This is a genomic window from Sporolactobacillus sp. KGMB 08714, assembly GCF_036598985.1.
GTDB lineage: Bacteria > Bacillota > Bacilli > Bacillales > Sporolactobacillaceae > Sporolactobacillus.
In genome coordinates this window covers 294,737-320,976 of record NZ_JAUUBW010000001.1, presented here as the reverse complement: position 1 = coordinate 320,976, position 26,240 = coordinate 294,737, and the positions used below count along the sequence as shown (strand labels likewise).

Sequence of the window (26,240 nt, the reverse complement as noted above, 5' to 3'; positions counted from 1 at the left end):
GAACGTAGGTTCTGTATTTATTCTCTCCCCTTTTTGCTTTTTCGTCAACGATCACATGAGATTTAAATTATAAAAAAAGAGCCGTTTATCCGCTCTTTTTTTCACCGATCAGATTTAGAAAATGCCCGATGTGCGCCTACGACAATTTCCCGGACAGAGACGGATAGTTTGTTATCCGCACTGCCCGGATCCGCGTTCAGATGGGCAAGAAATTCAATATTTCCGTCTCCTCCCGTTATCGGCGAATAATCGAGCCCTAAAACGCTGAATCCGGTTTGCAGAGAAAATTGCAGAAGATCGCGCAAAACATGCTCATGAACGCCCGGATCGCGAACAATGCCTTTTTTCCCGACTTCGCTCCTCCCTGCTTCAAACTGCGGCTTGATCAGCACAACAATATCGCTGCCGGGAAGCACGATGCTTTTCAGCGGAGGAAGAATTTTTTTTAGAGAAATGAAAGAAACATCAATCGTCGCAAAGTCGGGCGTCCCTTCGGGAAAATCCTCGGGTGTACAGTAGCGGAAATTGGTTCTCTCCATAACGACAACGCGGGCATCGTTCCGCAGTTTCCATGCCAGCTGATTATAGCCGACATCGAGGGCATACACTTTAGCCGCTCCGTTCTGAAGTGCACAGTCGGTAAACCCGCCTGTCGAAGCTCCTATATCCAGCATCCGTTTGCCGGCGACGCTGATTGGAAAAACGTTCAAAGCCTTTTCCAGCTTAAATCCGCCGCGCCCGACGTACGGCATCGGATCGCCCTTAATGTTCAAAGACACTCCGCTGTCAATCCTGCTGCCGGGCTTGTCGACACGCTGATCGCCTATATAAACCGTCCCGGCCATTACCGCGCGCTGCGCTTTCTCCCGGGAATCAAACAGCCCTTTTTTGACGAGCAGAACATCCACACGTTCTTTCTCCCTCATTATGATGAAATCCTCCGCTGTCCGCGCCTGTCGGCCTTTTGCTCCTTAATCATCTGTTTTATAACGGTACAGACATGATCGCTTGTCAGGCCGAGTTCTTCAAGCAGTTCCCTGACACTTCCGTGTTCAATAAACCGGTCGGGTATTCCCATCCGCTTGATGGCCACGTCGTGACAGCCGTGATCATGGTAAAACTCCATAATGCTTGAGCCGAATCCCCCGGCAAGGGTGCTTTCCTCAAGTGTCAGAATCGGCAGCCCGCGTTCCATCAGCCGATTCAGCATGTCACCGTCCAGCGGTTTAAGAAAACGGGCGTTGACAACTGCAACCTGGATGCCTTCAGACTGCAGGTGTTTGGCCGACTCAAGCGCTACCTGAAGCATCGGCCCGAAAGACAGGATACAGGCATCCGCCCCTTCTCTGAGCAGTTCCCACTTTCCGATCGGAATCTGCGACGGTTTTTCGTCGATAAGAACCCCGAGGCCGTTTCCGCGCGGATAACGGACAGCCACAGGCCCTTTGTCATATTTAATGGCTGTATAAACCATATTGCGCAGCTCATTTTCATCTTTGCCCATCATAATCACGATATTCGGCAGACAGCGGAGAAAACTGATATCAAATACGCCCTGGTGAGTCTCTCCGTCTGCGCCGACCAGCCCGGCACGGTCAATGGCAATAAAAACATTCAGATTCTGCCTGCAGATATCATGGATGATCTGATCATAGGCACGTTGCATGAACGTCGAATAAATGGACAGCACAGGTTTCATGTTCTGGGTTGCCAGCCCGGCAGCAAATGTTGCCGCATGCTGTTCGGCAATTCCGACATCAAAAAGCCGGTCGGGGAACTCTTTAGCAAATCCCTCCAGCTTCGAACCGACAACCATTGCTGGTGTGACAACGATGATGCGGTCATCCGTCCGTGCAAGATCCTGAAGCATATCGTTGACGACCTTGCTGTAGGATGGTGCCGATGTGACGGGTTTAATGAAGGCGCCCGATTCGATCTTATAAGGACCCGGGCCGTGCCAGGTTCCGACCGCATCCATTTCTGCCGGCTTATACCCTTTTCCCTTCTGTGTCAGAACGTGGATCAGAACCGGCCCTTTCCTTTTTTTAGCAAAATTCAAATTGTCGATCAGCGCATTGATATTGTGGCCGTCGACGGGACCCATGTAGGTGATTCCGAGTTCTTCAAAAAAAACACCGGAAACAAGCAAATATTTCAGACGGTCCTTCACTCTCTCAGCAACAGAGGCAAGCTTTCCGCCGAAAGCCGGTATTTTTTTCATCAAATACTCGATATCTTCTTTTGCCCGGTTGTATTTTTGAGCGGATCTCATGCGGTCCAGCATATTATGCAGGGCGCCGACATTGGGAGCGATGGACATTTCATTGTCATTTAATACAATAATCATATCCCTTTTTTGATGGCCGATATCATTCAGCGCTTCCAGCGCCATGCCGCCGGTCAGCGCCCCGTCGCCGATGATCGCAATGATATCGAAGTGCTCCTTTTTCAGATCTCTGGCAACCGCCATGCCGAGCGCTGCGGAAAGCGACGTCGAACTGTGCCCCGTTTCCCAGACATCGTGCTCGCTCTCATTTCGTTTGGGAAATCCGCAGAGGCCTTTATATTGCCTCAGCGTGTCGAACTTATCCCCTCTTCCCGTCAATATTTTGTGAACGTAGGATTGGTGCCCGACATCCCAGATCAGTTTGTCTTTCGGGCTGTTGAACACTTTGTGCAGAGCCAGCGTTAGTTCAACGACTCCAAGATTCGGTGCCAGATGCCCCCCCGTTTTTGACAGTTTCTTGATTAAAAAAGAACGAATATCGCGCGCCAGATTATTCATTTGCGCGACAGACATTTTTTTAAGAAACTTCGGATTTTTTATCGACGTCACATCCATTTTAATCACACACCTTATTTTCCCTTTCTTTTTCTTGCTTTGCCGTCCGTTTTTTTATCGAGGATACGCAGGATCGGAATATGAAGACGGTGCTCGGCAAAGTAAAATAGATAACCTACTTGATACATGATTTGAACCGAGTAATTGATCGCATAGGTTTTTCCGAGTGCTTTTACATATACTGTAAGCGCCGCCACTAAACTGGTAACCAAAACGGACATGACATAATCCATCAGTCCCCCGTTTTCCTTGGCGAACAGGGCAACCAGTTCGACCACCACGACAGCTGCCGCCGTTCCGCTGATGATGCCGCAAATATCACCGATCACATCGTTGCAGAAACTGGAGACTCTATCGGCATTTTTGGTCAGCCACACGGCGTATTTCGCTCCCCTGACTTTTTTCGAAGCCATCGCATGGAACGGGACTTCGCTTGCAGCCGTTGCTGCCACTCCGATTATATCAAACAAAAGATGAATAAAGATAATGACAAGCACGACCAAAATGCCGCTGAACACACCGACTCCGTTCAGGACAGCAGTCGAAATAATTGAAAAAATAGCCGCTAACACCAGCGTGATAACGGCTATCGAAAAAGCCCATTTCAAAGACTTCATAATTTCATTTTTCATTCAATCCCTGATTTCGGGAAAACATCCGCCCCGATCAAGTCTTCACATCCTCGCTGAAAATCATATTCGCCGATGTGCAAAATTATGTAAAACAGGAGGTCATCTGTAAAGTAAACATTGCGCCTTAGGTCCAGTAGGTTTTCCCGTCAGGCTGCCCTCTGTTGCCAGTCGGGCAGTTTCCTTTTAAAGCCGGACCGGCGGCGTCGCCAACCGCCGAACTGGAACACCACTCAGCACGCACCGTAATCCTTTACAGATGTTGTACAAACAGTCTAGGAGATTTCCTCAAGCACTCCGATACTCTGTTCTAGCCTCTTTTGCAGAATTGATTTCAAGAAAGCGCACGCCCGGAACGCCGGCCAAGCAATTCACGGGTTACACGCCTCTATCCCCTCTTTTCCACTCAAGGCAGGCTACGCTGTTCGCTTTTCTCTAATCAAGTACTAACGAAACAGGTTTTCCACATAGTCATTTTGCTGAAAGCAAACAACGTTACGTGTCTCCACAAGCGCAGGGTCTTCGCCCACATGCCGTTGCGGATCGCCCTACGCTCTTTACTCCCAGCACCGACCCAAAGCTGGGCGCCTTAAGCCGGCACCAGGAACTTCATCGATGTGCCCTTTGACGGATTTTTAGCCCCGTCTTCAAACAAAGCGGAGTGACTAGAATACTGCACCACCTGTACTATATACACACTTTATTTTAACATATGTCTCTCATTTTCTCAAACAAACTTTTGCCCTTCCGCGCTTAAAAAGTTCTGTTTAAAACGAACTCGGCAATTTGGGCAAGCAGGCCGTTTTCGAAGCCCGATTCGCGTAAAAATCCGACTGCATGGTCGACATGGTCGGCCATTTTTCTTTTGGCTCCCTCTAGTTTGAGCAGGCTGACGTATGTATTTTTATGATTGTCGAGATCGCTGCCGACCGGTTTGCCCAGTTCATCTTCATTTCCTGTAATATCAAGAATATCATCGCCGATCTGAAAGGCAAGGCCGAGGTGGTCGGCATAGCCGGTCAGAGAATGTGTCTGCTGCTCCGTCGCACCTGCGATGACAGCCGCCGCCTCCAGAGGAAATCTGACAAGCCTGCCCGTTTTCCGCCCGTGCACGGACATCAGCTGGCCTAAGGTCAGGGTTTTTTCTTCAGCTTCCAGATCATCCTCCTGCCCGCCGACCATTCCTTCCGGCCCCGCTGCGCCGGCAAGAAGGGCGACCAGTCTGCTCCTGACTTCACCGTCCAGTATAGGATCCGAGGCAACGATCTGAAAAGCAACGGTGAGAAGGCCGTCGCCTGCCAGTATCGCCGTCGCTTCCCCGAACATTTTGTGATTGGTCGGTTTGCCGCGCCTCAGGTCATCGTTGTCCATTGCCGGAAGATCATCGTGAATCAGCGAGTATGTATGGATCATCTCCAGAGCCACCGCAGTTGAAAGCCCCAGGTCTTCTTCTTTTCCCAGGGTATCCAGAGCAGCGAAAAGAAGGATCGGGCGGATCCGTTTCCCGCCCGCGGTCAGCGAATAAAGCATGGATTCTTTGAGTTTGCCGGGAATAGTTCTATCTTGTAAAAAGAGCGGAAGCTGACGGTCGATCCACGCCTTTTTTTCTTGCATATAGGCATCCAGGCGCACAGTCATTCCTTATCATCTCCCTGCACAGAGAACGGACGGGCTTCGCCGTTGCTGTCAATCAGTTGATCCATCTTTTTACCGACGGTTTCTAATTTTTCATGGCAAAGCTTGGAAAGCGACATGCCTTCCTGAAACAAATCGATCGCTTTTTCAAGCGGAACGTCGCTCTCTTCAAGCTGCCGGACAATCGTTTCCAATTTTTCCATCGCTTCTTCAAAAGTCGGTACCGCGTTTTGATCGGACTCACTTGCTTCGCTCACTTGCTTTCGCCTCCTCAATTCCCCAAATCTGGCAATCTATTTTACCGTCGTACATCTGAATAGTTAACGGATCCCCGGGAGAAATCTCCCTGACGGATTTAACCAATTGATCATGCTGATTATACGCCAGATTATACCCGCGCGCCATAATTTTAAGCGGACTGAGCGCATTCAGCTGGCGGATGATCTGATCAAAATCCGTACTTTTTTCTTTGAACAAACGGTTGAAGGCTTTTTGCAGCTGTCCGGAATGCTCCTGAAGCAGTTTCCGGGAACGCTCGAGCCGGGCGGCAGGCTGATTATTGCCCAGCAGCCGGTCGGCCATAACCAGCCGATCTGTTTTTCCGCCCAGCAGCCGGGTCACAGCCTTTCGCAGATGCTCGGTCGCCTGATCCCGCTCCTGTTCTTTCTGAAGAAGCAGCTGTCCCGGATATTTAAATGCGTAGGCCTGCCGGATCTGTTTCAGGCGGTCCGTTCCGCGAACCAGTCTCGCATTCATCGATTTCTGGAGCCTGCCGGATAGATCATCGATCCGCCTTCCGAGCTCCCGTCTGTCCGGAACGACAAATTCACCCGCCGCAGTCGGCGTAGGCGCCCGCTTGTCCGCGACGAAATCCGCGATAGTAAAATCGGTTTCGTGGCCGACAGCGGAGATGACCGGAAGCCGCGACTGAAAAATCGCTTCGGCGACAATTTCTTCGTTGAAAGCCCAGAGATCCTCAATGGAACCGCCGCCGCGGCCGACAATCAGGACTTCAAGATTTTTCATTCCGTTAGCCCGGCGAATGGCTGCAGCAATAGACGGAGCGGCATCGGCGCCCTGAACAAGCACAGGGAAGACGGTAATTCTCGCTGCCGGAAATCTTCGCTTGATCGTTGTAAACAAATCTCTGATGACGGCTCCGGTCGGTGACGTGACAATACCGATTTCATAGGGAACATCTGGCAGCGGCTTCTTTTGCGACGGGTCAAACATGCCAAGCGACTCAAGCTTTTTTTTCAATGCTTCAAAAGCAAGGAAGAGCCGTCCCAGTCCATCCTGTTCCATCTCTCGGATATAGATTTGATACTCTCCGTAGGGTTCATAGAGGGAAATCGATCCGCGAATCAGTACCTTCATTCCGTCTTCCGGTTCAAAATCCAGATTTTTTGCATTGCCGGCAAACATCACGGCACGTATCCGGGCGTTTTGATCTTTAATCGTCAGATACAGATGCCCGCGCGAGTGTCTTTTGAAATTGGAAATCTCGCCTTTCAGCCACACATCCTGCAGCCTGCCGTCCGACTCCATCAGCTGTTTGATATAGCGCGTCAGCCGGGTGACGCTGACATAGCGGTCATTCAGCATGGAGGTCCCGTTCCCTGATAAAGTGATTCGCGGCCTTCAGCGTATTTTCCAGCAGCATGACACGGGTCATCGGTCCGACGCCTCCGGGAACGGGCGTTATGAAACTCGCTTTTTCTCTGACTTCTTCGAATTCAACGTCCCCGGCCAGCTTGCCGTCGGCATTGCGGTTCATGCCGACATCAATGACGATTGCGCCCGGCTTAATGTCTTCCGCTCCGATCAGGCCCGCGTGCCCCACCGCGACCACGAGGACATCCGCTTGTTTTGTGTACTGAGAAAGAGGTGTCGTTTTCGAATGGCAGAGGGTCACGGTCGCATTGTTATTCAGGAAAAGCAGCGCGGCCGGTTTGCCGACAATATTGCTTCTGCCGACAATGACCACATGTTTTCCGGCAATTTGTACATTGACGGCGTGAAGCATTTCAATAATGCCCGCCGGCGTACAGGGTACAAAACTGCTCTGACCGGTCATCATTCTGCCGAGATTGATCGGGTGGAAACCGTCAACATCCTTGGCCGGGCTGATCGTCTGAATGACCTTTTGTTCGGATATCTGTTTCGGGAGCGGCAATTGGACGAGAATGCCGTGGACGGATGCTTTTTCATTCAGCTCTCTGATTTTATCAAGCAGTGCTTTCTCCGAAACCGATTCCGGAAAATGAATAAGTTCCGAATAAATGCCGACTTCTTTGCAATCTCTGATTTTTCCCTTTACATACGACTGAGATGCCGGATTTTCTCCGACCAGAACAACCGCCAGCCCGGGGACCGCACCTTCGGACTTCATTTTTCCGACTGCCGCCTTCATCGCGAGCCGTTTCGCACGTGCGATTTCTTTTCCATTAATCAGTTGTGCCGTCATATCATCATTCCGCCTCTCTGGAATCACTAACGAAGTTATTATAGAAAAATAAATGATCTGTCCGACTCGGTTTTCAATGGCTTTCTGCCGACGGGTCCCCTACGCAAATAAAAGGCTGCCGCAAAATGTCATTTTCGGAAATCGGGACAACGGGTCCCGAAAAAATACGGCCTTTCACAAATCCGCGCTTGAGCCCAAAACGATTTTTGTATTTGTACTTCAGGATCTTCTATATTTCTTTGGAAATGCCGGACAAAACCCCGTTTACAAATTTCCGTGTCTCCTCATCGCCATATTTTTTGCACAGCTCAATGGCTTCATTCATCGTCACTGTTTTTGGAACATCGTTAAAGAAAAGCATCTCGCAGACGGCAAGACGTAGAATCGTTTTGTCTATGTTTCCGATACGGCCGAACGACCAGTGAACGAGGTGTTTGCCGATCAGCTGGTCAATTTCTTGCTGATGAGCGATCGTTTCGTTCAGCAAGCGATCGACAAACGGGTCGACCGGCTTGCCGTCCTCTTTTTTAACGGCTTCAATGGCCGTTTTTTTGTCCGTATCGCTCAGCGTGATCTGAAACAGCGCCTGCAGCGCCATTTCCCTTGCCTGTCTTCGATTCATCCCTTCCTTACTCCCCCTCTGAATTCGATTTGCTGCATCGGATGAACGATCTCTCTTGAAAACCGGCATTCATTTACCGGCGCTTCGCTCTCTTCTGTTTTTTTAAATGGATAAAAACTTTCGGGACTCTTTTTCATAAATAAGGAAAGAAGCAAAAGGGTCCCGCCCGCTTCTCCCCCTTGCTTCTCAGTAGTCTTCCGGCATTTTCTTGTCCTTCTGGTCAAATCGAATGCCGACGACATGAATCTTGATTTCATGAATATCCAGTGCCGTCATCCGTTTCAACGTCTGAGCGATATTTTCCTGGACCTTTTCCGCTACTTCCGGAATCGATACGCCGTAATTCATGGTCAGCTGAACATCAATCACGATACCTTCGTCGGTCAGATCCACCTTAACGCCCTTCCGGAAACTTTTTCCGCCAAGCTTTTCAACGACACCGGCAGCAAAATTTCCGTGCATATCGCTGACACCGACCACTTCGACTGCCGCAAGGCCCGCAATGACTTCGATGACCTCGGGAGAAATTTCGATCTTGCCCAAACCTTCCTGCTGTTCTTCGACTTCGACCGGCCGATTTTCTTTTTCGGACATGTTTTCACACCTCCATGCTTAACCTTGTTCGTTCAGAGGATATTTTTCAAGAAATTTCGTATTGAACTTGCCGCTGGTGAAAACGGGATGATTCAAAAGGCGCAAGTGAAAGGGGATCGTCGTGCTGATTCCCTCAATGACATACTCTTCAAGAGCACGTTTCATAATCGCAATCGCATCATCCCGGGTTTTGCCGTATGTGATCACTTTCGCTACCATGGAATCATAGTAAGGCGGAATAAAATAACCTTGATAAACAGCCGAGTCGATCCGTACCCCCGGCCCGCCCGGCGGAAGATACGTTTCCACGCGTCCGCTGGAAGGCATAAAATTTTTCTCCGGATTCTCCGCGTTGATCCGGCACTCAATAGCGTGCCCGGTTAATTGAATATCCGCCTGTTTAACGGAAAGCGGCTTTCCGGAAGCTATTCTGATCTGTTCCTTGACGAGATCCACGCCCGTAACCGATTCCGTGACGCCGTGCTCGACCTGGATGCGCGTATTCATTTCCATGAAATAAAAGGAACCGTTCGGCTCATAAATAAACTCGACCGTCCCTGCCCCGGCATAATGAACGGCCTTCGCCGCCCTGACAGCGGCCGCTCCCATCTCCTGCCGCTTCTCTTCCGTCAATGCCGGCGAAGGGGACTCTTCCAGAAGCTTCTGCAGACGCCTTTGAATGGTGCAGTCGCGTTCGCCGAGATGAATCGTATGGCCCTGCTTATCCGCAAGTATCTGGATTTCAACATGGCGGAAGTCGGTAATGTATTTCTCGATATAGACCCCGGGATTGCCGAAAGACGTATCCGCTTCCCGCTGAGTAATCGCAATTCCGCGGCGCAGTTCCTGATCGTTGCGGGCGATGCGGATCCCTTTGCCTCCGCCGCCCGCCGTCGCTTTAATCAGTACCGGATAACCAATGTCCCCGGCTATTCTTATACCCTCTTCCGCACCGGCAATCACACCGTTTGAACCGGGCACGACGGGAACACCGGCACTTTTCATTGTCTGCTTGGCCGCGTCCTTAATTCCCATCTTGCCGATCGCATCGGCAGAGGGGCCGATAAAGATCAGATTGCATTCTTCGCACATTTCGGCAAAATCGGCATTTTCCGCAAGGAATCCGTATCCCGGATGAATGGCGTCACAGCCCGTCAGGGAAGCGATGCTGATGATGTTCGTATAATTCAAATAGCTGTCTTTCGCCGCACTCGGTCCGATACAGTAAGCTTCGTCGGCCAGCTGCACATGCAGCGCATCTTTATCCGCCTGCGAATAAACGGCAACGGTTTCTATATTCAATTCTTTGCAAGCGCGGATAATCCTAACCGCAATTTCTCCTCTGTTTGCTATGAGCACTTTTTTTATCATGAATGACGGCTCCTTAATCTTCCCTGACCAGGAACAGCGGCTGACCGTATTCGACAAGCTGGCCGTTCTCGACAAGTACATCGACAATGGTGCCCTTGACTTCCGCTTCGATTTCGTTGAACAGTTTCATGGCCTCAACGATGCAGACAACCGTTGCTTTGTCGACCTTGGAGCCTGCTTTGACAAAAGGCTCCGCGTCCGGAGAGGATGACGCATAAAAGGTACCGACCATCGGGGCCGTAATTTTGTGAAGTGAAGAATCGGAATCCCCTCCGCTCGTCGTCTCGCGGGCCGGAAAAGCTCCCGCAACAGCGGCCTGCGAGGCAGGCTGAACAGCCGGATTTTCCGAAGAAAACGCCGCAGCCTTCCGCAAAGTAATCTTGCTGTCCTCCGACTCAAATTTCAGTTCGCTTATTGAGGATGCATCCATCTCCTTCATTAAAGCCTTAATATCTTCAATACTTAACAAATTCAGCACTCCCCTTGTCCCAATCGCTTTCATTAATTATATCATATCCTCATTTGTTGTCCGCGCCGGACGACAGGACTGATAAAACGATGCAGCGATAATATGAAATAATGACTCTCTTTTTTCTTCAAAAGAAAACTGCTGCGTCCGTCCGCAACAGTCTCTATTGTACCTAATTATCTTCAAAAAATCTTCAAATCCATTCATTTTCTTACTAATTTTGGGCCAATGCGTAATTGACACTGACGATCTTCCCGGAACCGAGATACTGATTGGCAAGCCTGATCATTGTATTCGCCTGCTGCCCGCTCAGCTTATTTTGTTCAACAAAAATCTGGATCTGATTCCCGCTTGTTTTGACAACGGCATTTTTAAATCCCTTTGCCTGGATAACATCTTCAAGCATCATTTCATTATTTGACAGCGTGCTCATGGATTGCATGGCATCATAAGCCGCACTGACCTCGGACGGGGAACTCTTCCCCGAAGCAATGACGCTCTGATATTTCTGCTCCTGCTGATTTCTTTCATCCGCTTTCTGCAGTTCGATCTCTGCCAATTTATTATCCGCGGCGCTGACGGTGGCAACCGGCTGCCCTTTGCCCGCCGTCGTTTGTTTTGATGAACTTGCCTTTGATGAACCTGCCGAACTTTGAGAAGCACTATTGGACGGCTGACTGGGAGAAGTCAGCGCATAGACTGAGAGGACAACGATTAAACTGAGCATGGTCAGCAACCAGATAGTCTGTTTCTTCAACATATTCAAACTGCCTCCTCATTCATTTTTTTGCAACACTTTAACTTTATAGGAAGGTATGTCCAGAACCGTTGCGACAGCATCCATAATTTTGACCTGAATCGCCGGCTGATCCGCACCGCGGGCTACGACGACTACGCCGCGCACACCCGGCTGTTCTTGTCCGATAACCACCGGTTCTTTGACTCCGTTTTTGTCGACCATAACGACCTGGCTGTCCTGACTATGATCGTTCACCTGGCGCGTGCCCCCTTTTTGATCAGTCTCTTTTGTCTGATTGTCCTGCGTCTTGACGTCATTCTGGTATATTTTTTTCTCTGTAGTAGAAAATGTCACCATGACGGAAACATCGGAAACACCTTGGATCTGCTGAAGAATATTTTTCAGATTCTGATCGACGTAAGATTCATATTTTTCAATCGGGGTCATCGTGCCCTGGCTGATGTTTGACTTTATTTCCGATAAGTTTTTGGCATCCTGGTTACTGAACACCTGGGTACCGGCCGCTTTATTCGTTTTCTGATTTCCGGTGATCATCTTGTTTCCCGCAAGAAGAGCGATGCCGATTAAAGCAATAACCCCCAGCCTGACGAGTATTTCTTTCTGCGTCCTCACGCGTTTGCCGTTTCCGGTCCGTTCACTGCCGAGCCATTCCTTCAGTTTCATTATCCAGTGCATCACGGGACTGAACTTCCTCCTTCCATGTGAAGTGTGATGAGATTTTTATCAATCTCCCATCGCCCGGCAAGGAAGGAGCGAATTTTCTCGATCTGAGCGTTTCTCTTTGCGGAACCTTGATCGGGCGTTCCTTGTCCCACCCTGATGGACACTTCTTTAACAGGACGGACGGTCCGGTCTGAAGCGTCTGAGCTCTGACCTTGGGTTCCCGTCTTTTCAAGGACCACTGCGGCGCTCTGAAGCAGCAGGCCCTGCTTCCCTCCTTGTTTCATCGATAATGTCAGATCTTTAATGCTCACTCCGTACCGCTGATTCAACTCCTCCTTCACAAGATCCTTCATTTGGACAGCTACCTGTTCTTGAATATATGCCGTCTGTGCGCTTTCTATCTCTTTTTTTTGCCCGTCCGTTTCATTTTGTATTTGAACGTTTCCCTGTCCGGCCTTCAAACCGCGGATCAAATCGACAGGATCCAGCTGAAACAGGCGGATAATCGGATCCATAAGCGCCACAATCAGGACAAGTCCGATGACGAACTTCACATATCTCTGAAAGCTGCGGGCCGGCAGCAGAAGTTCCAAAATCACGGCGAAAAGAACGATCACGACCAGCTGAGAGACCCACTCTCCGAGATAGTTCATTGATCCCCCTCCTAACGCACCATCAATGAAAGATTTCCTGCGGTAATGATAATCGTCAGAGCAAGGAAAAACATCAGTGAAACGATGGCAAGAGCGGAGAACAGATAGAGCATGCTTTTCGCCATGATGCCCAGGCAGTCAATGACAGGCCCTCCTCCCAGAGGCTGAAGAACCGCCGCGGCCACGTTGTAAATAAAAGCAAGAGACAGGACTTTTAAAAGCGGAAAGGCCGTGATGCACAGCAGGATCAGCAAACCGGCAATACCGATTGTATTTTTTAACAGGACGGAGGCCCCGATCACCGTGTCCGCTGCCTCCGTAAACATACGGCCGACGACGGGAATAAAATTACCTGTGAAAAATTTGGCCGATTTGGCGATCAGACCGTCGGAGATTGCCGTAGCCGCCCCCTGCACCGACATGACTCCGAGAAAGACGGCGAAAAAAGCGGCAAGCGTGAAGACGGCAACATTTTTCATGAAATCGCCGAGTTTGGTTAATTTATAGTGATCCGATAAAGTACTCACGATGCCGAGCAAGGCGGACATAAACAGAAGCGGGAGGATAAATTTTGAAACAAGCCAGCCTGCGGTATTGACAAGAAAGATAATCAGGGGATGGAAAAAAGAGACCGTGGCGGCGCCCCCCGAAGCAGCTGTCAGGGCAAAAATCAGAGGAATGAGGGCAACGAGAAACTGGCTCATCGCACTTATCGTACCCGTAATATAACCGAGCGCCACTTTGAAACTGTCGAGGAGCAGAATCAGCAGAGCCAGTGTGACAACCATATAAGCTACTTTTGAAACGGTCTTATTTTCAAAAGCAGATTGAATCGCCTGCAGCAAAGTCGAGAAAATGGAAAGCAGAATCAATGTGCCGAGCAGGCGGCCGTTGATCAGAAGCTCATTCAGGAAAAAGCGAAGCAATCCGTCGAACAGTTTATTCATAAATCCCTGCTTGTTCGAGTGGAGGAAACTTTTAAAATCGGGATCGCTTTCAGGAAGAAATCCGTGATAGTCATTCACGACCTTATTCCAATAGGCTTCGATCTGTCCTGTATCGATGTTGTTCAGCTGGGTATCCGACCAGGTCTGCGGCGTCTCTCCCGACTGGGCGGCAAAAGCGGGAGGCCCCTGCGACAGAAGAATACAAAACGCAGCCAGGACCACCGGCAGCAGTTTCATAAAAAAAGGCATATTCTGTTTTATTCGCATTACCCTCCCCCCACCTGCGGCATCAGATTCATGACGGTTTCGACAATCGCCGTCAGTATCGGGATCGCCATCACCAGAATGACGACTTTCCCTGCCAGTTCAATTTTGCCGGCCAGAGCGCCCTGCCCGGCATCCTTGGCAATTTCCGCTCCAAAATCGGAAATATAAGCAACACCGATGATTTTCAGAATGGTGGCCACATAAACATTGTTCAAATGGGCCGTTTCCGCCATTTTGCTGAGCATATTCAAAATGAGCTGGATCTGGTCGACAAGCATGATAAAAATGACAATACCGGCGATCAGGGACAGTAAGAGTGCAAAAACAGGGCTTCTTTCCTTAAGGATGAGCACGAGGAAGGTCACCGCCAGTCCTAAACCGACGATTTGCAGAATATCCATCGTCTTGTCCTTCTCTACATGAAAAGAAAAACGCTTTTAATTTTGTCAAACAAATTGCCGATCAGAGTGGCAGCCATGTACAGAATCACAACAAAGCCGATCAGCGTGACCCACTGGGCCCAGTCGTCTTTTCCCATCTGTTTAAGAACCGTCTGGATCATGGCCACAATGATACCGATGCCGGCTATTTGAAAAATTGTGTTGACGTCCGGTGACATAAGGCTCCTCCTCTCCCGCAAGCGAACTCTGCCCGTTCATTCAAATGAAAAGAAGTACAAGCAGCAATCCCGTTAAAAAGCCTAAATTTCTCATCAATTTCTCATTGGCCGCCTGAGCATTTCGTGCTTCCGCTTCTTCCCGTTCGAGATGGGCCAGCGCCAATTGAATATGTTTTTTCTGGTTTTCCGTATCCTGCGTACCCAAGGTCGCCCCGAATTGCAGAAGGACTTCTTTTTCCGCTTTCTTCAGCGAAGTCTCCGGCCAGAACAGTTCAATGCTCTCGGTCCATGCTTCCCGGAGAGACGGACCGTCCGCATTCAGTTTCTTGTGAAGCCGATCAAAAAATGAAGCAAGCGGCTGAGGAAGCTGGCCGGAAAGATGGCCCGCCAGTTCTTCAATCGGCACCCGTCCGTACACAATTTCCGCCTCGATAGACTGCAGCGCGGAACGCCACTGCCTGATTTCCCGCGGCCGATTGCGGTATTTACCGGCGATCAGCATGCCGGACGCCGTCGACGCGAACAAAATCATGCACGCCCCGAGGATGTGAATCATTGCCACTGTTCCTCCGTCGATGCGATCGAGCGGCCGAGCTGATCGCAGACTGTCAATCTGCAGCCCGATTTTCCCGCCTTTTTCAGCCTTGAAAGGAGGACATACCGTTCAAAAAGCCTTGAGTCAATCAACGGCCTGAGGGTCGGCCTCCTGTTCAGTTGTTCCAGTGACGAGCCGTGAGCCGTGGCGATAACGGCCACACCTGCATTCATAGCTTCGAACAAGGCCTCTGTATCATCTTTCCGGCCGATTTCATCGACGACCAGGACATCCGGACTCATGGATCGGATCATCATCATCATCCCCTCCGCCTTCGGGCAGGCATCAAGGACATCTGTCCGGTCCCCAAGCCGGTTCTGCGGAATCCCCGCCACACATCCGGCGATCTCCGAACGTTCATCGACAATTCCTGTTTTTTGTGCCGCCATATATCTGTCAGGTATGCCTTCACTGATGATCCGTGCCAGATCGCGAAGCAGCGTTGTCTTCCCAGTCTGGGGCGCGCCGATGATCAGCGAACTCCTCCAATGTCCGCTCCAATACAGATAGGGAACCAGCGGGAGCGCAGCGCCGATCTTTTGTTTGGCGAGCCGGATATTGAAAAATGTCACATCGCGAAGGCGCAGAACGCGCCCGTTTTCCGTAATCACGCGGCCCGCAAGCCCGATTCTGTGCCCCCCCTGGACCGTAATGAATCCGCGCCTCAGCTCTTCTTCCAATGCATAAAGCGAATACCCGCTTATTTTCTGAAGCATTTCTTTTGCCTGTTCAGGATGAAAAACCGGCATGTCTTCGTCCCCGGTTTTCAGAACGGCACCGGACACAATCAGTTCGAGCGGCCGGCCGGCCCGGCACCGGATTTCTTCAAGGTTCTTCTTTTCTTCCTCGGACATCTGCAGAATCACTTTTTGAAAAGGCTCCGGCAAAAAAGACAGAATTTGTTTCATTGCGGACCACCTGCTCTTAATCTCTGGGATTCTTTCGCCGAATGATTGGAGTGTCATCCGGCGTTTTCCGGCACATAACCGGGCGGCCGGGCTCCTTTCCCAAAATATATGCGGGCCTGTACGCAATATGCTTTTCTCGCCGATTTCCATAAAAAAGCCAAAAAAAAGAAGCACCTCCGAAGAAGGTACTTCTGTCTCTCAGTCAATCAGGCCCGCGAAACATAGAGACCCGAACGTGTATCAATAACGAGTTTATCGCCCTCATTGACAAAGAACGGAACGTTGACCACATAGCCCGTTTCCAGAGTCGCGGGTTTCGAGCCGCCCGAAGCCGTATCGCCTTTGATACCCGGCTCCGTCGATGCTACTTCGAGGACAACCGTATTCGGCAGAGCGACACCGAGCGTTTCGCCCTGATAAGACTGGATATTGACTTCCATGTTTTCTTTAAGAAAATTCAGCTGTTCTTTTATCTGGCTTGCATCCAGATCAAACTGCTCAAAAGTCTCCATATCCATAAAAGTATAAGTTGAACCGCTTGAATACAGGTACTGCATCTTGCGGTTGTCGATTCGCGCCGTGTTGACCTTTTCTCCTCCGCGGAACGTTTTCTCCTGAATCGCTCCCGTCCGAAGATTTCTCAGCTTGGAACGGACAAAAGCCGCTCCCTTTCCCGGCTTTACATGCTGAAACTCAATGACGGATAATATATCCCCATCGACTTCAATCGTTAAACCTGTGCGAAAATCATTGACTGAAACCATCGTCTTCCTCCTTTTAAATTGCGCCGCGCCTGACACAAGGACGGGAATCCCCGATGCCTGTCTTCTTGATTCATATCATTGCGGAAACACGCGCCCAAACGGCGCAGACAGGCCGTTTGAGCCAAAGCCACTTTAAATATTTTACCACAGCGCTATTCATTTGAGTAGTTCTCGGAATTTGAATTTTCCTCGATTTTAAAAGCAATCGAATAGCCGATAAAAAGTCCATATAATACAAAGAGGCACAGCGTTGTCGTCATTGTGTTCCAGCCGATTTTTTTAAGCGGCGGAAGGCCCGGAATCCAGGGCTGCAGCGCGAAGAAGACCATGCACCAAAGAAAAATCCCGAAAGCGATGCCAATCCAGATTGTCTCAAACCTGCTGAGCGTCAGCTGATAGAGAAGCGCGAAAGCGATGGAGATCAAGCCGATACAGGCAATCGCGATAAACTGGACATAGAAATGCTGCTTCCAGGATCCGAGAGGAAGAGGAGCAAAGAGAAGAGAAGGAGCGACCGATGAAAAATTCAGCAAATGGCAGACGAGTCCGACCGAACTCCAGATCAGCCCGCTGAAAACACCGATGACCGAGGCCCGCCCGAACGATTTTCCCAGGTTTTCCTGTTTGTTTTTTTTTCCTTTTTTCGTTTTCTTTATCCGTCTTGCCATCCTGAATCCCCTTCAAACATCAACTTGAGTTTTTATTATACCCAAAGAATGGGCGATCATGTGCATAAACAGACGGCAAAGTGACCAAACTTGTATAAATGCCGGCTAAAAGTGCAAAACTATTTTTGAAAATGGGTCGCCAGCCTAGAGGTTTTAGGCTATTTCAGGTAGAATATTATTAAGAGGGGTAATGTTTGCCCTCTCCATTATTTGTAGAATCGGGCTGATCATGATTATGAAAAAAAGTCTTCCCGGATACGGCGGTCAGGCAGTTATCGAAGGTGTCATGATGGGCGGCAAATATACAACCGTCACGGCCGTTCGCAGAACAGATCATTCAATAACTTTTTTTGAATGTCCCAAAAATGAAGATCCGTCGCTGACCCTTTTTAAAAAGATTCCCTTTGTCCGCGGCATCATCTCTATTTTTGAAGCGAGTGCCATCGGAACAAAACATTTGAATTATGCCTCCGGAGTTTATGAGGAAGATCCGAATGCCGCAGAAACAGCCGATGCCGCCGCAAAAAACACGGAGAAACTTCACGGTCATGGAACCGTTATCGGACTGGCCGCAATCGGCATTCTGTCCTTCCTTTTCGCCAAATTTGTTTTCACACTCGTCCCGGCGGTTGCGGCCAGTTTCTTTGAACCTTTGATCAGGGGCGGCGTCGGCCAGGTTTTGCTCGAAGGATTCTTTAAAATTATGCTGCTTTTCGGCTACATCTATTTCATTTCTCTGACTCCGATGATCAAGCGGCTGTTTCAATATCACGGAGCGGAGCATAAAGTAATTAATACATTCGAGGACGGCATGGCTCTCACGGTAGAAAATGTAAGAAAACATTCAAGATTCCATTACCGCTGCGGGTCCAGTTTCATTCTCTTTACGGCGGTTATCAGTATATTTCTTTATTTCTTTGTCCCGACCGATCCGCTCTGGCTCCGGCTTGTTTATCGGCTGCTGCTGATCCCGGTGGATCTGGGACTTGCATACGAGATTCTCAGGTTCACAAATAAGGTACGCCATGTTCCTGTCCTTCGCTGGCTCGGCTACCCCGGCCTTTGGGTGCAGCTGCTGACGACAAAAGAACCCGACAGCGACCAGATGGAGGTCGGCATTCGGGCTTTCGAAAGGATGCGGATCCGCGAGACCGCCATTGAAAAAAACAAACCTGTGCTTGTTCATCAAGTGCTTTAATCTTTTGGAGGTGAAGGTCAGTGAAAACGTTCCTGTATTCCCTTGTGTTTTTTCTGATTGTTGCCCTCGGTCTTTTCGGTTTGCTCGCTTCTTTTCTGAACAATTCGACGGCTCTTCTGGTCCAGCTGCTGATCATTGCCGCCATCGCCGCCGCAGGACTCTTTTTTTTCCGACGTCTCGCAGGAGGATCGCGCAATGAAGATCGGGCACGCTACAGAAAAGCGGCAAAACAATCGATAAGGCGCCGCAAGCTGTCCGCATTGAGCCGGAAGGTGCGCGGCATTCATCCGTCAAAGCTGAGAGTTATTTCAAACCGATCGCGCAATTTGAAAGAAGTCTCCCGGCAGTCGATTAAGGATCACGGGCATCTCACGGTGATTGACGGTAAAAAAAATAAAAAGAAAAAACGAGTGCTGTTCTAAGGGCTGCCGGCGGGCCCTAAAAAAGAGAGAAGACGATCCTTCTCTCTTTTTCTGCGCTAATACGACCACTTTTTCAGGAAACGGCTCGTTTCCTCGGCTCCGATTCTGAAAAGCCGCTCCCTTTCCTCCCGGGAAACTTGAAAGTCTTTTGTATTTACCTTATTTACCGGAATAAAAACAACGTTTGATTCCTTCAGTTTTTCAATAGTTTTTTCATCGTGCGCTTCGCCCATGGCGGTAAACAGCCCATGAAACAGCTCCACGGCATTTCTTATTTTCTTCGGTTCCTGGACATAGGTTTCCCTGCTGAGAATCTGTAAGCCGATAAACGGACGCACCGGTAATTCGTTTCCCGGATCAAAGATCCAGAGCGGAAAATTACTGAGAATGCCGCCGTCTACCATCAATGATCGCTCGCCGTTGCCGTCAAATAATGAAACAGGTTCAAAAAAGAACGGAAGGCCGGCGCTCATGCGAACGGCTCTGGCCACCGAGAATGAACCGGGATTCATTCCGTAATCCTTCAGATCGTCGGGGAGAACAGCCATTTTTCCTTTTGAAACATCGGACACGATGATCTTCAGCGATCCCTCGGGAAGATCGGAAAATTTGGCAATACCCTTGTCGGAAAGCAGTTTTTCCAGCCATCGTTCGAGAAAATCTCCGCTGTACAGGCCCATCTTAAAATAGATTCTGAGCCATTTGTAAAACGGGAAAACCATCCGGTCGGGTACCCCAAGCAGTCGGTGCGGATTCAACTGTTCCATAATTTTTTTCATTTCCGCCGATGAATAGCCGGCCGCAAGCAATGAAGCTACTATGGCTCCGGCACTCGTCCCGGCCGCTCTTTTAAACCGGTAGCCGGATCGTTCAAGCACTTCCAATGCACCGACAAAGGCAAATCCCTTGACCCCTCCGCCCGAAAATACAACATCGATCCACATCGCCTTCGCCCCCTTTTCATATTACATTAAATGACGGGGCATAAAAAAAGAGACCGGAAGGACAGACTCCTTCGGTCATTTCTGTTCAAAAACTATTCATTTTTTATTTATTCGCCGATGTCTTCGCTTCTTTCCTTGATCTCAAGCAGCTGCTCGACCCGTTTCGGATCTTCTTCAAAATACTGAACGACATCGCCGATCCGGTCAATCGAATCCCAGCTAAGATGATGCTCAATTCCTTCGACATCTTTATAGACATTCTCATCGTGAACACCGATCAGTTTCAGAAAATCTTCAAGAAGCTCATGTCTGTAGACAAGACGCTTCCCCATTTTTTTACCCTTCGGCGTCAGGATGAAGCCCCGATATTTTTCGTAGACGAGATACTGATCCTTATCTAATTTCTGCACCATTTTCGTGACTGAAGAAGAGTGGACGTCGAGCGCTTCGGCAATATCGGAAACCCTTGCATAACCTTTATCTTGTATCAGCCAGTAAATCCGTTCAATATAATCTTCCATACTTGGAGTAGGCGACATCATTGTCTCCCCCTAACAAAGGCACCCATTATCACTTCCTCCATGTTACTATAACAGCGCTTAAAAAACAAGAATATCACAGCTTTGAGATCAAATGCACACGCATCCCGGCCGGCACCTGTTTCCGCCGCTCTGCCCGCTTTTAAAAAAAGGCACAAAAAGTTATAATGAATGTGAAATCGGTTGGGGGGAAGAGTCGACATGGGTTGGATTTTACTGATTGTCATGATCGCTGCCTATCTTGCTTACACTTTTTTGTCAAGATACTTGCAGCACAGATATCTTACGACTTTAAATGAGGTTGATTTTCGGGCCGGATATCGGAAGGCACAGCTGATTGATGTCCGGGAACCCGATGAATTTAAGAGCGGCCATATTCTCGGCGCGAGAAACATTCCGCTCAGTCAGCTTAAAATGCGCAAGTCGGAAATTCGCAACGACATGCCGATTTACCTTTATTGTGCAAACGGCGTCAGAAGCGCAAGGGGAGCGGCTGTTCTGAAAAGGCTTGGTTTCAAAAATCTCTATCAGCTTCAGGGCGGTTTTAAAAAATGGGAAGGAAAAGTAAAAAAAGGCTGAGGGCGAACGGTTCATGATTCATATCCGGTAGCCGAAATGCACTGATACCCTTATATGGAAACCCTCGTTTTCAGGATGATTGCTGAAAAACGGGCAGCCCTTCCCTGCAGGAAAATCGCTCGATCTCTTGCAGCGCCTGGATATTTCCAATGTTTTTTAGAAAAGAGAGCGTCTCATCGGCTGCATCAGCAACCGCGAGACGCCCTTTTTAGTATGACTTTATTCGGCTGGGCACCTGTCACGTGCGAATCGCAGACCAGACAATGCTGGGCCCACACATTCGGAAGGCATCAAGTTTGTCTCTGGTCGGCACAATTGAACCCTGAGAAACATTTGCTTCAATCGGACTCCCGGCCCTGCTTTTCTTCCGGTTAGCCGTCAGTTTCAGCCGTTTTTTTAGAAAGTGTGAACGGTTTCAGCAAACGTGCTCCGGTACACCGTCGGGCGTAAAAGACTTGCGGTCCAAAGTTGCCCGGAACGGAACTGATATTTAAAACGTTTTTATATACAATTGCTTTTTCTGCCGCAGTTGTTATAATAAGTTTATTCTGATAAAGGGGGCGCGCTCAATGGGATGGAAACTTAATGTCTTACTCATCTCAAAAGGCAACGTTTTAGCCATTCCGTCTATAAGTGCGCCCTTTTACAGATAAAGCAGTACTTCGTAAAACGTAAGGCTGTGGCGTTTTGCTGCAGCCTTTTTTGTTTACCATCTGTAATCTGTAAAAGGAGATCGGATAAGGAATGGTAAACAATGAACATCGAAAAACAAATAAAAAAGCTGTATCTCTTTCAATGTGTAAATGCGCTGAACATTACGGATGCTGTTTGGGTGCTATTTTTGCTTTCAAGAGGCTTCACTCTTGCAGAAATAGGCATTGCCGAGGGATTTTTCCACTTGGTCAGCTTCTTATGTGAAGTACCCGGCGGTGCAGCAGCAGATCTTTTGGGCCGTAAACGCGCCATGGTTGCAGCCGGTATTTCCAGCATGATTTCAGCTCTTCTTATGGCATTCAGTACGAACTTTGCCTGGGTTTGCGCCTCTATGGGTTTCAGTGCACTAGGCTACAATCTTCTTTCCGGTACCCTTCAAGCTCTCACCTATGACAGTTTACTTATTGCAGGACAAGCTGACCGGTATGTAAAAGTCAGTGCTGTTCAAAACACGATTTATCGGATCGTACAGGCGCTATCAGGTATCAGCAGCTTGATAGCTGTGACTTTGGGATATATGGGAGCCTATTTGGTCACCGCTTTACTCGCAATGGCTTCTGCAACAACAGCACTTTCCCTTGTAGAAGCGCTGGCCACTCAGGCTCAGAAACACCGACAATTGAACCCCTTTGACAATCTTTCCGGCAGACTGCAACAGCAGATTCACGCAAGCAAAGCATTCTTTATTCATCGTCCGCGTACAGTATGCATGATGATTGCGGACTGTTCCGTAGCCTGCATCGCCTATCTTACCTACATGTTGCTCCAGCAGCATTTAGTCGCGATTGGTGTACCTAAGGCTATTGTCGGTCTGCCGATTCTTCTTATACAATTGGCCGGAGCTTTCGGTGTCGCCGTTGCTGCGCGGCTGAAAAACAGCTTTTTCAAAATAGCTTTAGGGTGTGCAATGGGTGCCGGCCTCGGTACTTTTTTTGCCGGCAGCAGCATCTTACCTTTGGCGGTGGCAGGCGCTGCATTAACTGAAGCGATGGACGGGGCAATCGACCTTCAGACAGACAACCACTTAAACCAAGGGTTCCCCAGCGACCAGCGGGCAACCCTCGTTAGTACAAACAGTATGCTGTACAGCCTGATGATGATTTTAGCAAGTCCCGCAGTAGGCTGGATATGCAGTATACTGTCAGTAACCGTGGGCCTTGCAGTGTTGGGAGTGACCCTCGCACTCTCTGCCCTTGTCTTTGGCACCATTTATAGAGGCATAAACGTTAAACGTTGCTAAGCTCAAATTGTCTATACACAATGGTGAAAAAAAGAAAATCATAAATGGCTCTGCTCTTTTCAGCTCGGCACATACGCCAGCGTATCTTATCGGATGAGCACGCAAAAAGGCCGGCGCTTTGTGGCGCCGGCCGGTTATCCAAGGTTTACAGTCTCAGAGCAAACCACCCTTCATCAAAGGGTGGTTTTGACTTTTTCTAACAATTAAGAAGCAATGGAGGGTTCAGTACGCACTTCGCGGCGTCCTTCCCTCGTCATATCCGTTCCGTCCTGCGGTTTGAAGCTCCCCCGCTGCACCGGATCATTTCGTTTCCTGCGGATCCTTGTAGCGTAAAATCGGATGCCTGGCTGCCCGCGTCTCATCCAGCCTGCGTACAGCCGTGTTGTGCGGAGATTCCTGGACAATCTGGGGACGGCTCACGGCTTCGCGGCTGATCTCAATCAGATGATCGGCGAAAGCATCGAGTGTTTCCTTCGATTCTGTTTCCGTCGGTTCAATCATCATCGCTTCGTCAACGATCAATGGAAAATAGATGGTCGGCGGGTAATAGCCGAAATCAAGAAGACGCTTCGCCATATCGAGAGTCCGCACACCCATTTTCTTTTGGCGGCTGCCCGAAAGGACAAATTCATGTTTGCAGAAACGTTTGAAAGGCACCTCGAAATCTGCAGAAAGACGTTTTAATAAATAATTTGCATTCAAGACGGCGTCTTTTGAAACCCGGCCGAGCCCTTTCCCGCCCATCGTCCGGATATAGGCATAGGCCCTGACATTAATGCCGAAATTACCGTAAAAAGCTTTCACACGGCCTATGGACAAGGGCCGGTCGTCATCGAAGCCGAAACTTCCGTCTTCTTTTTTAATAATGAGCGGCTTGGGAAGGAACGGAGCCAGCTCCTTCCTGACGCCTACCGGTCCGGAACCCGGTCCGCCGCCGCCATGGGGTCCGGTGAATGTTTTATGCAGATTCAGATGGACGACGTCGTAACCCATGTCGCCCGGGCGCGTGATACCCATGATCGCATTCATGTTGGCCCCATCGTAATAGACTTTTCCGCCCGCAGCATGGACGATTTTCGCTATTTCCTGAATATGAGTCTCAAACAGGCCGAGGGTGTTCGGATTCGTCAGCATCAGCGCGGCTGTTCTGTCGTCAGCCACGCGTCTCAGATCCTCCAGATCGACCAGACCGTTTTCATCGGATTTGACGGTCACGGCTTCAAATCCGGCAACCGACGCCGATGCCGGGTTCGTTCCGTGGGCCGTGTCCGGAATAATCACCCGGGTCCGCCGGCTGTCATGATTCGCTTCATGATAAGCACGGATAATCATCAGACCGGTCCATTCGCCGTGTGCTCCGGCTGCAGGCTGCAGTGTCATTTCATCCATGCCGGTAATTTCCTTCAGATTTTCCTGCAGGCGGAAGAGCAATTCAAGAGCACCCTGAACCGTTTTTTCATCCTGATAGGGATGAATGTTCGTCAGCCCTTCAAAACGGGCAACTGCTTCGTTTACTTTCGGGTTATATTTCATCGTGCACGATCCGAGCGGATAGAACCCGTTATCCACGCCGAAATTGCGCGCGGACAAAGCTGTATAGTGGCGAATCAGCTGCAATTCGGACACTTCCGGAAACGCCGGTTCCTTTTTGCGAAGATAGTCCTTTTCGATCAATTCGTGAAGCGGCCTGGACGGAACATCCAGTTCGGGCAGGCTGTAAGCGACGCGCCCTTTTTTGGACTGCTCAAAAATAAGCGGCTGATCAGCCATGAATAATCCCCTCCAAAATTTCGGCAAATTTGTCAATCTCTTTTTTTGTCCGCATTTCAGTCACCGCAACCAGCATTTTGTTTTTCCGCGCGTCTGATTGAAGCCCGAGATCATATCCGCCGATAAACCCTTTTTCCAGAAGTTTGTCGTTCACCTCATGCACCGGTCTTCCGCAGTCAATGACAAATTCATTGAAAAATGATCCGGACGTTTCCACACGGATACCTAGGTTTTGAAATAAATCGGCCGCATAATGCGCTTTCTGAACGTTCTGCTCGGCAAGTTCGCGAATCCCTTTTTTCCCGAAAGCAGCCATTGCCACGGAAGACGCCAGGGCATTGAGAGCCTGGTTGGAACAGATATTCGATGTCGCTTTATCGCGACGAATGTGCTGTTCGCGCGCCTGAAGAGTCAGAACATAACCGCGCCGTCCTTCCTCATCGACCGTTTCACCGACAAGCCTTCCCGGAACCTTGCGCATCAGCTTTTCAGTCACCGCAAAGTAACCGCAGTGCGGCCCGCCGAACGACTCAGACAGACCGAGCGGCTGACAATCGCCGACGACAATATCCGCATGAAAGGAACCGGGGGGCGTCAGCAGACCGAGCGCAAGCGGGTTGCTGGAAACAATCAGGTGGGTCTTTCCCGCTGCATGAGTCAGCGATTCAATCTCTTTAAGCGGCTCAATCCGGCCGAAAAAATTGGGATACTGGACAATCACACAGGCCGTTTCACCGTCAATGGCCCGGCCGAGCGCCTCAAGGTCGGTCGTCCCCTGCTTAACCGGAACAGTTACAACATGCAGACGTCTGCCGTGTGCATAGGTGTCCAGCACCTGACGATATTCCGGGTGCACCGCCTCTGAAACGATCACTTTCGTTTTGCGCGTTGCCCCGCTGCTGAGCAGAGCGGCTTCGGCAAGCGCCGTCGAGCCGTCGTACATCGATGAATTAGCCACACTCATACCTGTCAGTTCACAGATGAGCGTCTGGAACTCGAAAATGGCCTGAAGCTCCCCTTGCGACACTTCCGCCTGGTAGGGCGTATAAGCCGTATAAAACTCTCCCCGCGAAATCACACTGTCTACGACTGAAGGAATATAGTGGTCATAGACCCCTGCACCCAGAAAGGAAGGAAGATCAATAGTTGAAACGTTTTTTTTGGCCAATTCAGAAAAAAGACGGACCAGTTCCGGTTCGGACAGCGCTTTTTCTGTCTTAAGCTCCCCTTTAAAACGGATATTCTCAGGAACATCCGAGAAAAGTGCTTCTTCAGAATCTGCACCGATTGTTTTCAGCATCGCCTGCCGGTCATCTTCCGTCATCGGCAGGTAGCGGAATTCTGCCATCCCATTTACCTCC

29 protein-coding genes are annotated in these 26,240 nt (G+C 49.6%); 4 read left to right on the top strand and 25 right to left on the bottom strand.

Features of this window, described 5'->3' with window-relative positions; genetic code table 11:
- Positions 1–101: 101 nt before the first annotated feature.
- The 21 genes from Q6A92_RS01455 to Q6A92_RS01355 form a co-directional block, all read right to left on the bottom strand.
- Positions 102–929, bottom strand: a complete 828-nt coding sequence (locus Q6A92_RS01455) for a TlyA family RNA methyltransferase (RefSeq protein WP_274400369.1) — start codon at positions 927–929, stop codon at positions 102–104.
- Positions 926–2,842: a 1-deoxy-D-xylulose-5-phosphate synthase gene (gene dxs, locus Q6A92_RS01450; protein WP_274400368.1), complete on the bottom strand. Its 1,917-nt coding sequence runs from the start codon at positions 2,840–2,842 to the stop codon at positions 926–928. Before dxs ends, Q6A92_RS01455 begins: the two co-directional genes overlap by 4 nt.
- Before the next feature lie 14 nt (positions 2,843–2,856).
- Positions 2,857–3,474, bottom strand: coding sequence for a hypothetical protein (locus tag Q6A92_RS01445; RefSeq protein WP_274400350.1), 618 nt, complete (start codon positions 3,472–3,474; stop codon positions 2,857–2,859).
- A gap of 750 nt (positions 3,475–4,224) precedes the next feature.
- Positions 4,225–5,109, bottom strand: coding sequence for a polyprenyl synthetase family protein (locus tag Q6A92_RS01440; protein ID WP_332236802.1), 885 nt, complete (start codon positions 5,107–5,109; stop codon positions 4,225–4,227).
- A complete protein-coding gene (xseB, locus tag Q6A92_RS01435) occupies positions 5,106–5,363 on the bottom strand; it encodes an exodeoxyribonuclease VII small subunit (RefSeq protein WP_274400346.1) in 258 nt (85 codons plus the stop codon). Before xseB ends, Q6A92_RS01440 begins: the two co-directional genes overlap by 4 nt.
- Complete coding sequence (xseA, locus tag Q6A92_RS01430; RefSeq protein ID WP_274400345.1) at positions 5,347–6,711, bottom strand: exodeoxyribonuclease VII large subunit; 1,365 nt, start codon at positions 6,709–6,711, stop codon at positions 5,347–5,349. Before xseA ends, xseB begins: the two co-directional genes overlap by 17 nt.
- Positions 6,701–7,573: a bifunctional methylenetetrahydrofolate dehydrogenase/methenyltetrahydrofolate cyclohydrolase FolD gene (folD, locus tag Q6A92_RS01425; RefSeq protein ID WP_332236801.1), complete on the bottom strand. Its 873-nt coding sequence runs from the start codon at positions 7,571–7,573 to the stop codon at positions 6,701–6,703. The genes xseA and folD overlap by 11 nt, the downstream gene beginning before the upstream one ends.
- 229 nt (positions 7,574–7,802) lie before the next feature.
- Complete coding sequence (nusB, locus tag Q6A92_RS01420) at positions 7,803–8,195, bottom strand: transcription antitermination factor NusB (RefSeq protein WP_274400343.1); 393 nt, start codon at positions 8,193–8,195, stop codon at positions 7,803–7,805.
- A gap of 186 nt (positions 8,196–8,381) precedes the next feature.
- Positions 8,382–8,789 (bottom strand): Asp23/Gls24 family envelope stress response protein, encoded by a 408-nt coding sequence (locus tag Q6A92_RS01415; protein WP_332236800.1) that lies wholly within the window; start codon positions 8,787–8,789, stop codon positions 8,382–8,384.
- An 18-nt stretch (positions 8,790–8,807) separates the two neighbouring features.
- Positions 8,808–10,160: an acetyl-CoA carboxylase biotin carboxylase subunit gene (gene accC, locus Q6A92_RS01410; RefSeq protein WP_274400341.1), complete on the bottom strand. Its 1,353-nt coding sequence runs from the start codon at positions 10,158–10,160 to the stop codon at positions 8,808–8,810.
- A gap of 13 nt (positions 10,161–10,173) precedes the next feature.
- Positions 10,174–10,629, bottom strand: coding sequence for an acetyl-CoA carboxylase biotin carboxyl carrier protein (accB, locus tag Q6A92_RS01405; RefSeq protein WP_274400340.1), 456 nt, complete (start codon positions 10,627–10,629; stop codon positions 10,174–10,176).
- 214 nt (positions 10,630–10,843) lie between these two features.
- Positions 10,844–11,389, bottom strand: coding sequence for a SpoIIIAH-like family protein (locus Q6A92_RS01400; protein WP_274400338.1), 546 nt, complete (start codon positions 11,387–11,389; stop codon positions 10,844–10,846).
- 15 nt (positions 11,390–11,404) lie between these two features.
- A complete protein-coding gene (gene spoIIIAG / locus Q6A92_RS01395; RefSeq protein ID WP_274400367.1) occupies positions 11,405–12,064 on the bottom strand; it encodes a stage III sporulation protein AG in 660 nt (219 codons plus the stop codon).
- Positions 12,064–12,705 carry a stage III sporulation protein AF gene (gene spoIIIAF, locus Q6A92_RS01390; protein ID WP_332236799.1) on the bottom strand — a complete coding sequence of 214 codons (642 nt, stop codon included), beginning with the start codon at positions 12,703–12,705 and terminating at the stop codon, positions 12,064–12,066. Before spoIIIAF ends, spoIIIAG begins: the two co-directional genes overlap by 1 nt.
- A gap of 11 nt (positions 12,706–12,716) precedes the next feature.
- The gene (gene spoIIIAE, locus Q6A92_RS01385) at positions 12,717–13,919 is read right to left on the bottom strand and encodes a stage III sporulation protein AE (RefSeq protein ID WP_274400334.1); all 1,203 of its coding nucleotides are present in this window, start codon (positions 13,917–13,919) and stop codon (positions 12,717–12,719) included.
- Positions 13,919–14,320, bottom strand: coding sequence for a stage III sporulation protein AD (gene spoIIIAD, locus Q6A92_RS01380; RefSeq protein ID WP_332236798.1), 402 nt, complete (start codon positions 14,318–14,320; stop codon positions 13,919–13,921). Before spoIIIAD ends, spoIIIAE begins: the two co-directional genes overlap by 1 nt.
- 14 nt (positions 14,321–14,334) lie before the next feature.
- Positions 14,335–14,538, bottom strand: coding sequence for a stage III sporulation protein AC (gene spoIIIAC / locus Q6A92_RS01375; protein WP_274400331.1), 204 nt, complete (start codon positions 14,536–14,538; stop codon positions 14,335–14,337).
- 40 nt (positions 14,539–14,578) lie between these two features.
- Entirely contained in the window at positions 14,579–15,094 is a 516-nt protein-coding gene (spoIIIAB, locus tag Q6A92_RS01370) for a stage III sporulation protein SpoIIIAB (protein ID WP_274400329.1), read from the bottom strand.
- A complete protein-coding gene (gene spoIIIAA, locus Q6A92_RS01365) occupies positions 15,091–16,041 on the bottom strand; it encodes a stage III sporulation protein AA (protein WP_274400328.1) in 951 nt (316 codons plus the stop codon). The genes spoIIIAB and spoIIIAA overlap by 4 nt, the downstream gene beginning before the upstream one ends.
- A 206-nt stretch (positions 16,042–16,247) precedes the next feature.
- On the bottom strand, positions 16,248–16,805 hold the full coding sequence (efp, locus tag Q6A92_RS01360; RefSeq protein WP_274400327.1) for an elongation factor P: 558 nt from the start codon (positions 16,803–16,805) through the stop codon (positions 16,248–16,250).
- A gap of 152 nt (positions 16,806–16,957) precedes the next feature.
- Complete coding sequence (locus Q6A92_RS01355) at positions 16,958–17,473, bottom strand: YqhR family membrane protein (RefSeq protein ID WP_332236797.1); 516 nt, start codon at positions 17,471–17,473, stop codon at positions 16,958–16,960.
- Between the two features lie 235 nt (positions 17,474–17,708).
- Here Q6A92_RS01355 and Q6A92_RS01350 point away from each other — a divergent pair, with 235 nt between their 5' ends.
- Positions 17,709–18,671 (top strand): DUF1385 domain-containing protein, encoded by a 963-nt coding sequence (locus Q6A92_RS01350; RefSeq protein WP_274400365.1) that lies wholly within the window; start codon positions 17,709–17,711, stop codon positions 18,669–18,671.
- A gap of 20 nt (positions 18,672–18,691) precedes the next feature.
- Positions 18,692–19,093: an SA1362 family protein gene (locus Q6A92_RS01345; protein WP_274400325.1), complete on the top strand. Its 402-nt coding sequence runs from the start codon at positions 18,692–18,694 to the stop codon at positions 19,091–19,093.
- A gap of 56 nt (positions 19,094–19,149) precedes the next feature.
- Here Q6A92_RS01345 and Q6A92_RS01340 read toward each other — a convergent pair whose 3' ends face one another.
- Positions 19,150–20,037 carry a patatin-like phospholipase family protein gene (locus Q6A92_RS01340; protein WP_332236796.1) on the bottom strand — a complete coding sequence of 296 codons (888 nt, stop codon included), beginning with the start codon at positions 20,035–20,037 and terminating at the stop codon, positions 19,150–19,152.
- A gap of 107 nt (positions 20,038–20,144) precedes the next feature.
- The gene (mntR, locus tag Q6A92_RS01335) at positions 20,145–20,576 is read right to left on the bottom strand and encodes a transcriptional regulator MntR (protein WP_274400321.1); all 432 of its coding nucleotides are present in this window, start codon (positions 20,574–20,576) and stop codon (positions 20,145–20,147) included.
- A gap of 201 nt (positions 20,577–20,777) precedes the next feature.
- On the opposite strand from mntR, the gene Q6A92_RS01330 reads away from it, so the two are divergent.
- Together Q6A92_RS01330 and Q6A92_RS01325 are read left to right on the top strand one after the other, a co-directional pair.
- Positions 20,778–21,155 (top strand): rhodanese-like domain-containing protein, encoded by a 378-nt coding sequence (locus Q6A92_RS01330; protein WP_274400320.1) that lies wholly within the window; start codon positions 20,778–20,780, stop codon positions 21,153–21,155.
- 754 nt (positions 21,156–21,909) lie between these two features.
- The gene (locus Q6A92_RS01325) at positions 21,910–23,109 is read left to right on the top strand and encodes an MFS transporter (RefSeq protein WP_332236795.1); all 1,200 of its coding nucleotides are present in this window, start codon (positions 21,910–21,912) and stop codon (positions 23,107–23,109) included.
- A gap of 300 nt (positions 23,110–23,409) precedes the next feature.
- Here Q6A92_RS01325 and gcvPB read toward each other — a convergent pair whose 3' ends face one another.
- Together gcvPB and gcvPA are read right to left on the bottom strand one after the other, a co-directional pair.
- A complete protein-coding gene (gcvPB, locus tag Q6A92_RS01320; RefSeq protein ID WP_332236794.1) occupies positions 23,410–24,879 on the bottom strand; it encodes an aminomethyl-transferring glycine dehydrogenase subunit GcvPB in 1,470 nt (489 codons plus the stop codon).
- The gene (gene gcvPA / locus Q6A92_RS01315; protein WP_274400318.1) at positions 24,872–26,227 is read right to left on the bottom strand and encodes an aminomethyl-transferring glycine dehydrogenase subunit GcvPA; all 1,356 of its coding nucleotides are present in this window, start codon (positions 26,225–26,227) and stop codon (positions 24,872–24,874) included. Before gcvPA ends, gcvPB begins: the two co-directional genes overlap by 8 nt.
- Positions 26,228–26,240 lie beyond the last annotated feature (13 nt).

Bases quoted from the DNA above. Each gene is read 5' to 3' on its own strand.
- Q6A92_RS01440 (WP_332236802.1), bottom strand. From the start codon at position 5,109: ATGACTGTGCGCCTGGATGCCTATATGCAAGAAAAAAAGGCGTGGATC.
- gcvPB (WP_332236794.1), bottom strand. From the start codon at position 24,879: ATGGCTGATCAGCCGCTTATTTTTGAGCAGTCCAAAAAAGGGCGCGTC.
- Q6A92_RS01415 (WP_332236800.1), bottom strand. From the start codon at position 8,789: ATGTCCGAAAAAGAAAATCGGCCGGTCGAAGTCGAAGAACAGCAGGAA.
- Q6A92_RS01445 (WP_274400350.1), bottom strand. From the start codon at position 3,474: ATGAAAAATGAAATTATGAAGTCTTTGAAATGGGCTTTTTCGATAGCC.
- spoIIIAD (WP_332236798.1), bottom strand. From the start codon at position 14,320: ATGGATATTCTGCAAATCGTCGGTTTAGGACTGGCGGTGACCTTCCTC.
- spoIIIAG (WP_274400367.1), bottom strand. From the start codon at position 12,064: ATGCACTGGATAATGAAACTGAAGGAATGGCTCGGCAGTGAACGGACC.
- efp (WP_274400327.1), bottom strand. From the start codon at position 16,805: ATGGTTTCAGTCAATGATTTTCGCACAGGTTTAACGATTGAAGTCGAT.
- Q6A92_RS01355 (WP_332236797.1), bottom strand. From the start codon at position 17,473: ATGGCAAGACGGATAAAGAAAACGAAAAAAGGAAAAAAAAACAAACAG.
- spoIIIAC (WP_274400331.1), bottom strand. From the start codon at position 14,538: ATGTCACCGGACGTCAACACAATTTTTCAAATAGCCGGCATCGGTATC.
- spoIIIAE (WP_274400334.1), bottom strand. From the start codon at position 13,919: ATGCGAATAAAACAGAATATGCCTTTTTTTATGAAACTGCTGCCGGTG.
- gcvPA (WP_274400318.1), bottom strand. From the start codon at position 26,227: ATGGCAGAATTCCGCTACCTGCCGATGACGGAAGATGACCGGCAGGCG.
- xseA (WP_274400345.1), bottom strand. From the start codon at position 6,711: ATGCTGAATGACCGCTATGTCAGCGTCACCCGGCTGACGCGCTATATC.
- spoIIIAF (WP_332236799.1), bottom strand. From the start codon at position 12,705: ATGAACTATCTCGGAGAGTGGGTCTCTCAGCTGGTCGTGATCGTTCTT.
- Q6A92_RS01340 (WP_332236796.1), bottom strand. From the start codon at position 20,037: ATGTGGATCGATGTTGTATTTTCGGGCGGAGGGGTCAAGGGATTTGCC.
- folD (WP_332236801.1), bottom strand. From the start codon at position 7,573: ATGACGGCACAACTGATTAATGGAAAAGAAATCGCACGTGCGAAACGG.
- Q6A92_RS01330 (WP_274400320.1), top strand. From the start codon at position 20,778: ATGGGTTGGATTTTACTGATTGTCATGATCGCTGCCTATCTTGCTTAC.
- Q6A92_RS01400 (WP_274400338.1), bottom strand. From the start codon at position 11,389: ATGTTGAAGAAACAGACTATCTGGTTGCTGACCATGCTCAGTTTAATC.
- Q6A92_RS01350 (WP_274400365.1), top strand. From the start codon at position 17,709: ATGAAAAAAAGTCTTCCCGGATACGGCGGTCAGGCAGTTATCGAAGGT.
- nusB (WP_274400343.1), bottom strand. From the start codon at position 8,195: ATGAATCGAAGACAGGCAAGGGAAATGGCGCTGCAGGCGCTGTTTCAG.
- spoIIIAB (WP_274400329.1), bottom strand. From the start codon at position 15,094: ATGATTCACATCCTCGGGGCGTGCATGATTTTGTTCGCGTCGACGGCG.
- mntR (WP_274400321.1), bottom strand. From the start codon at position 20,576: ATGTCGCCTACTCCAAGTATGGAAGATTATATTGAACGGATTTACTGG.
- dxs (WP_274400368.1), bottom strand. From the start codon at position 2,842: ATGGATGTGACGTCGATAAAAAATCCGAAGTTTCTTAAAAAAATGTCT.
- Q6A92_RS01325 (WP_332236795.1), top strand. From the start codon at position 21,910: ATGAACATCGAAAAACAAATAAAAAAGCTGTATCTCTTTCAATGTGTA.
- accC (WP_274400341.1), bottom strand. From the start codon at position 10,160: ATGATAAAAAAAGTGCTCATAGCAAACAGAGGAGAAATTGCGGTTAGG.
- spoIIIAA (WP_274400328.1), bottom strand. From the start codon at position 16,041: ATGAAACAAATTCTGTCTTTTTTGCCGGAGCCTTTTCAAAAAGTGATT.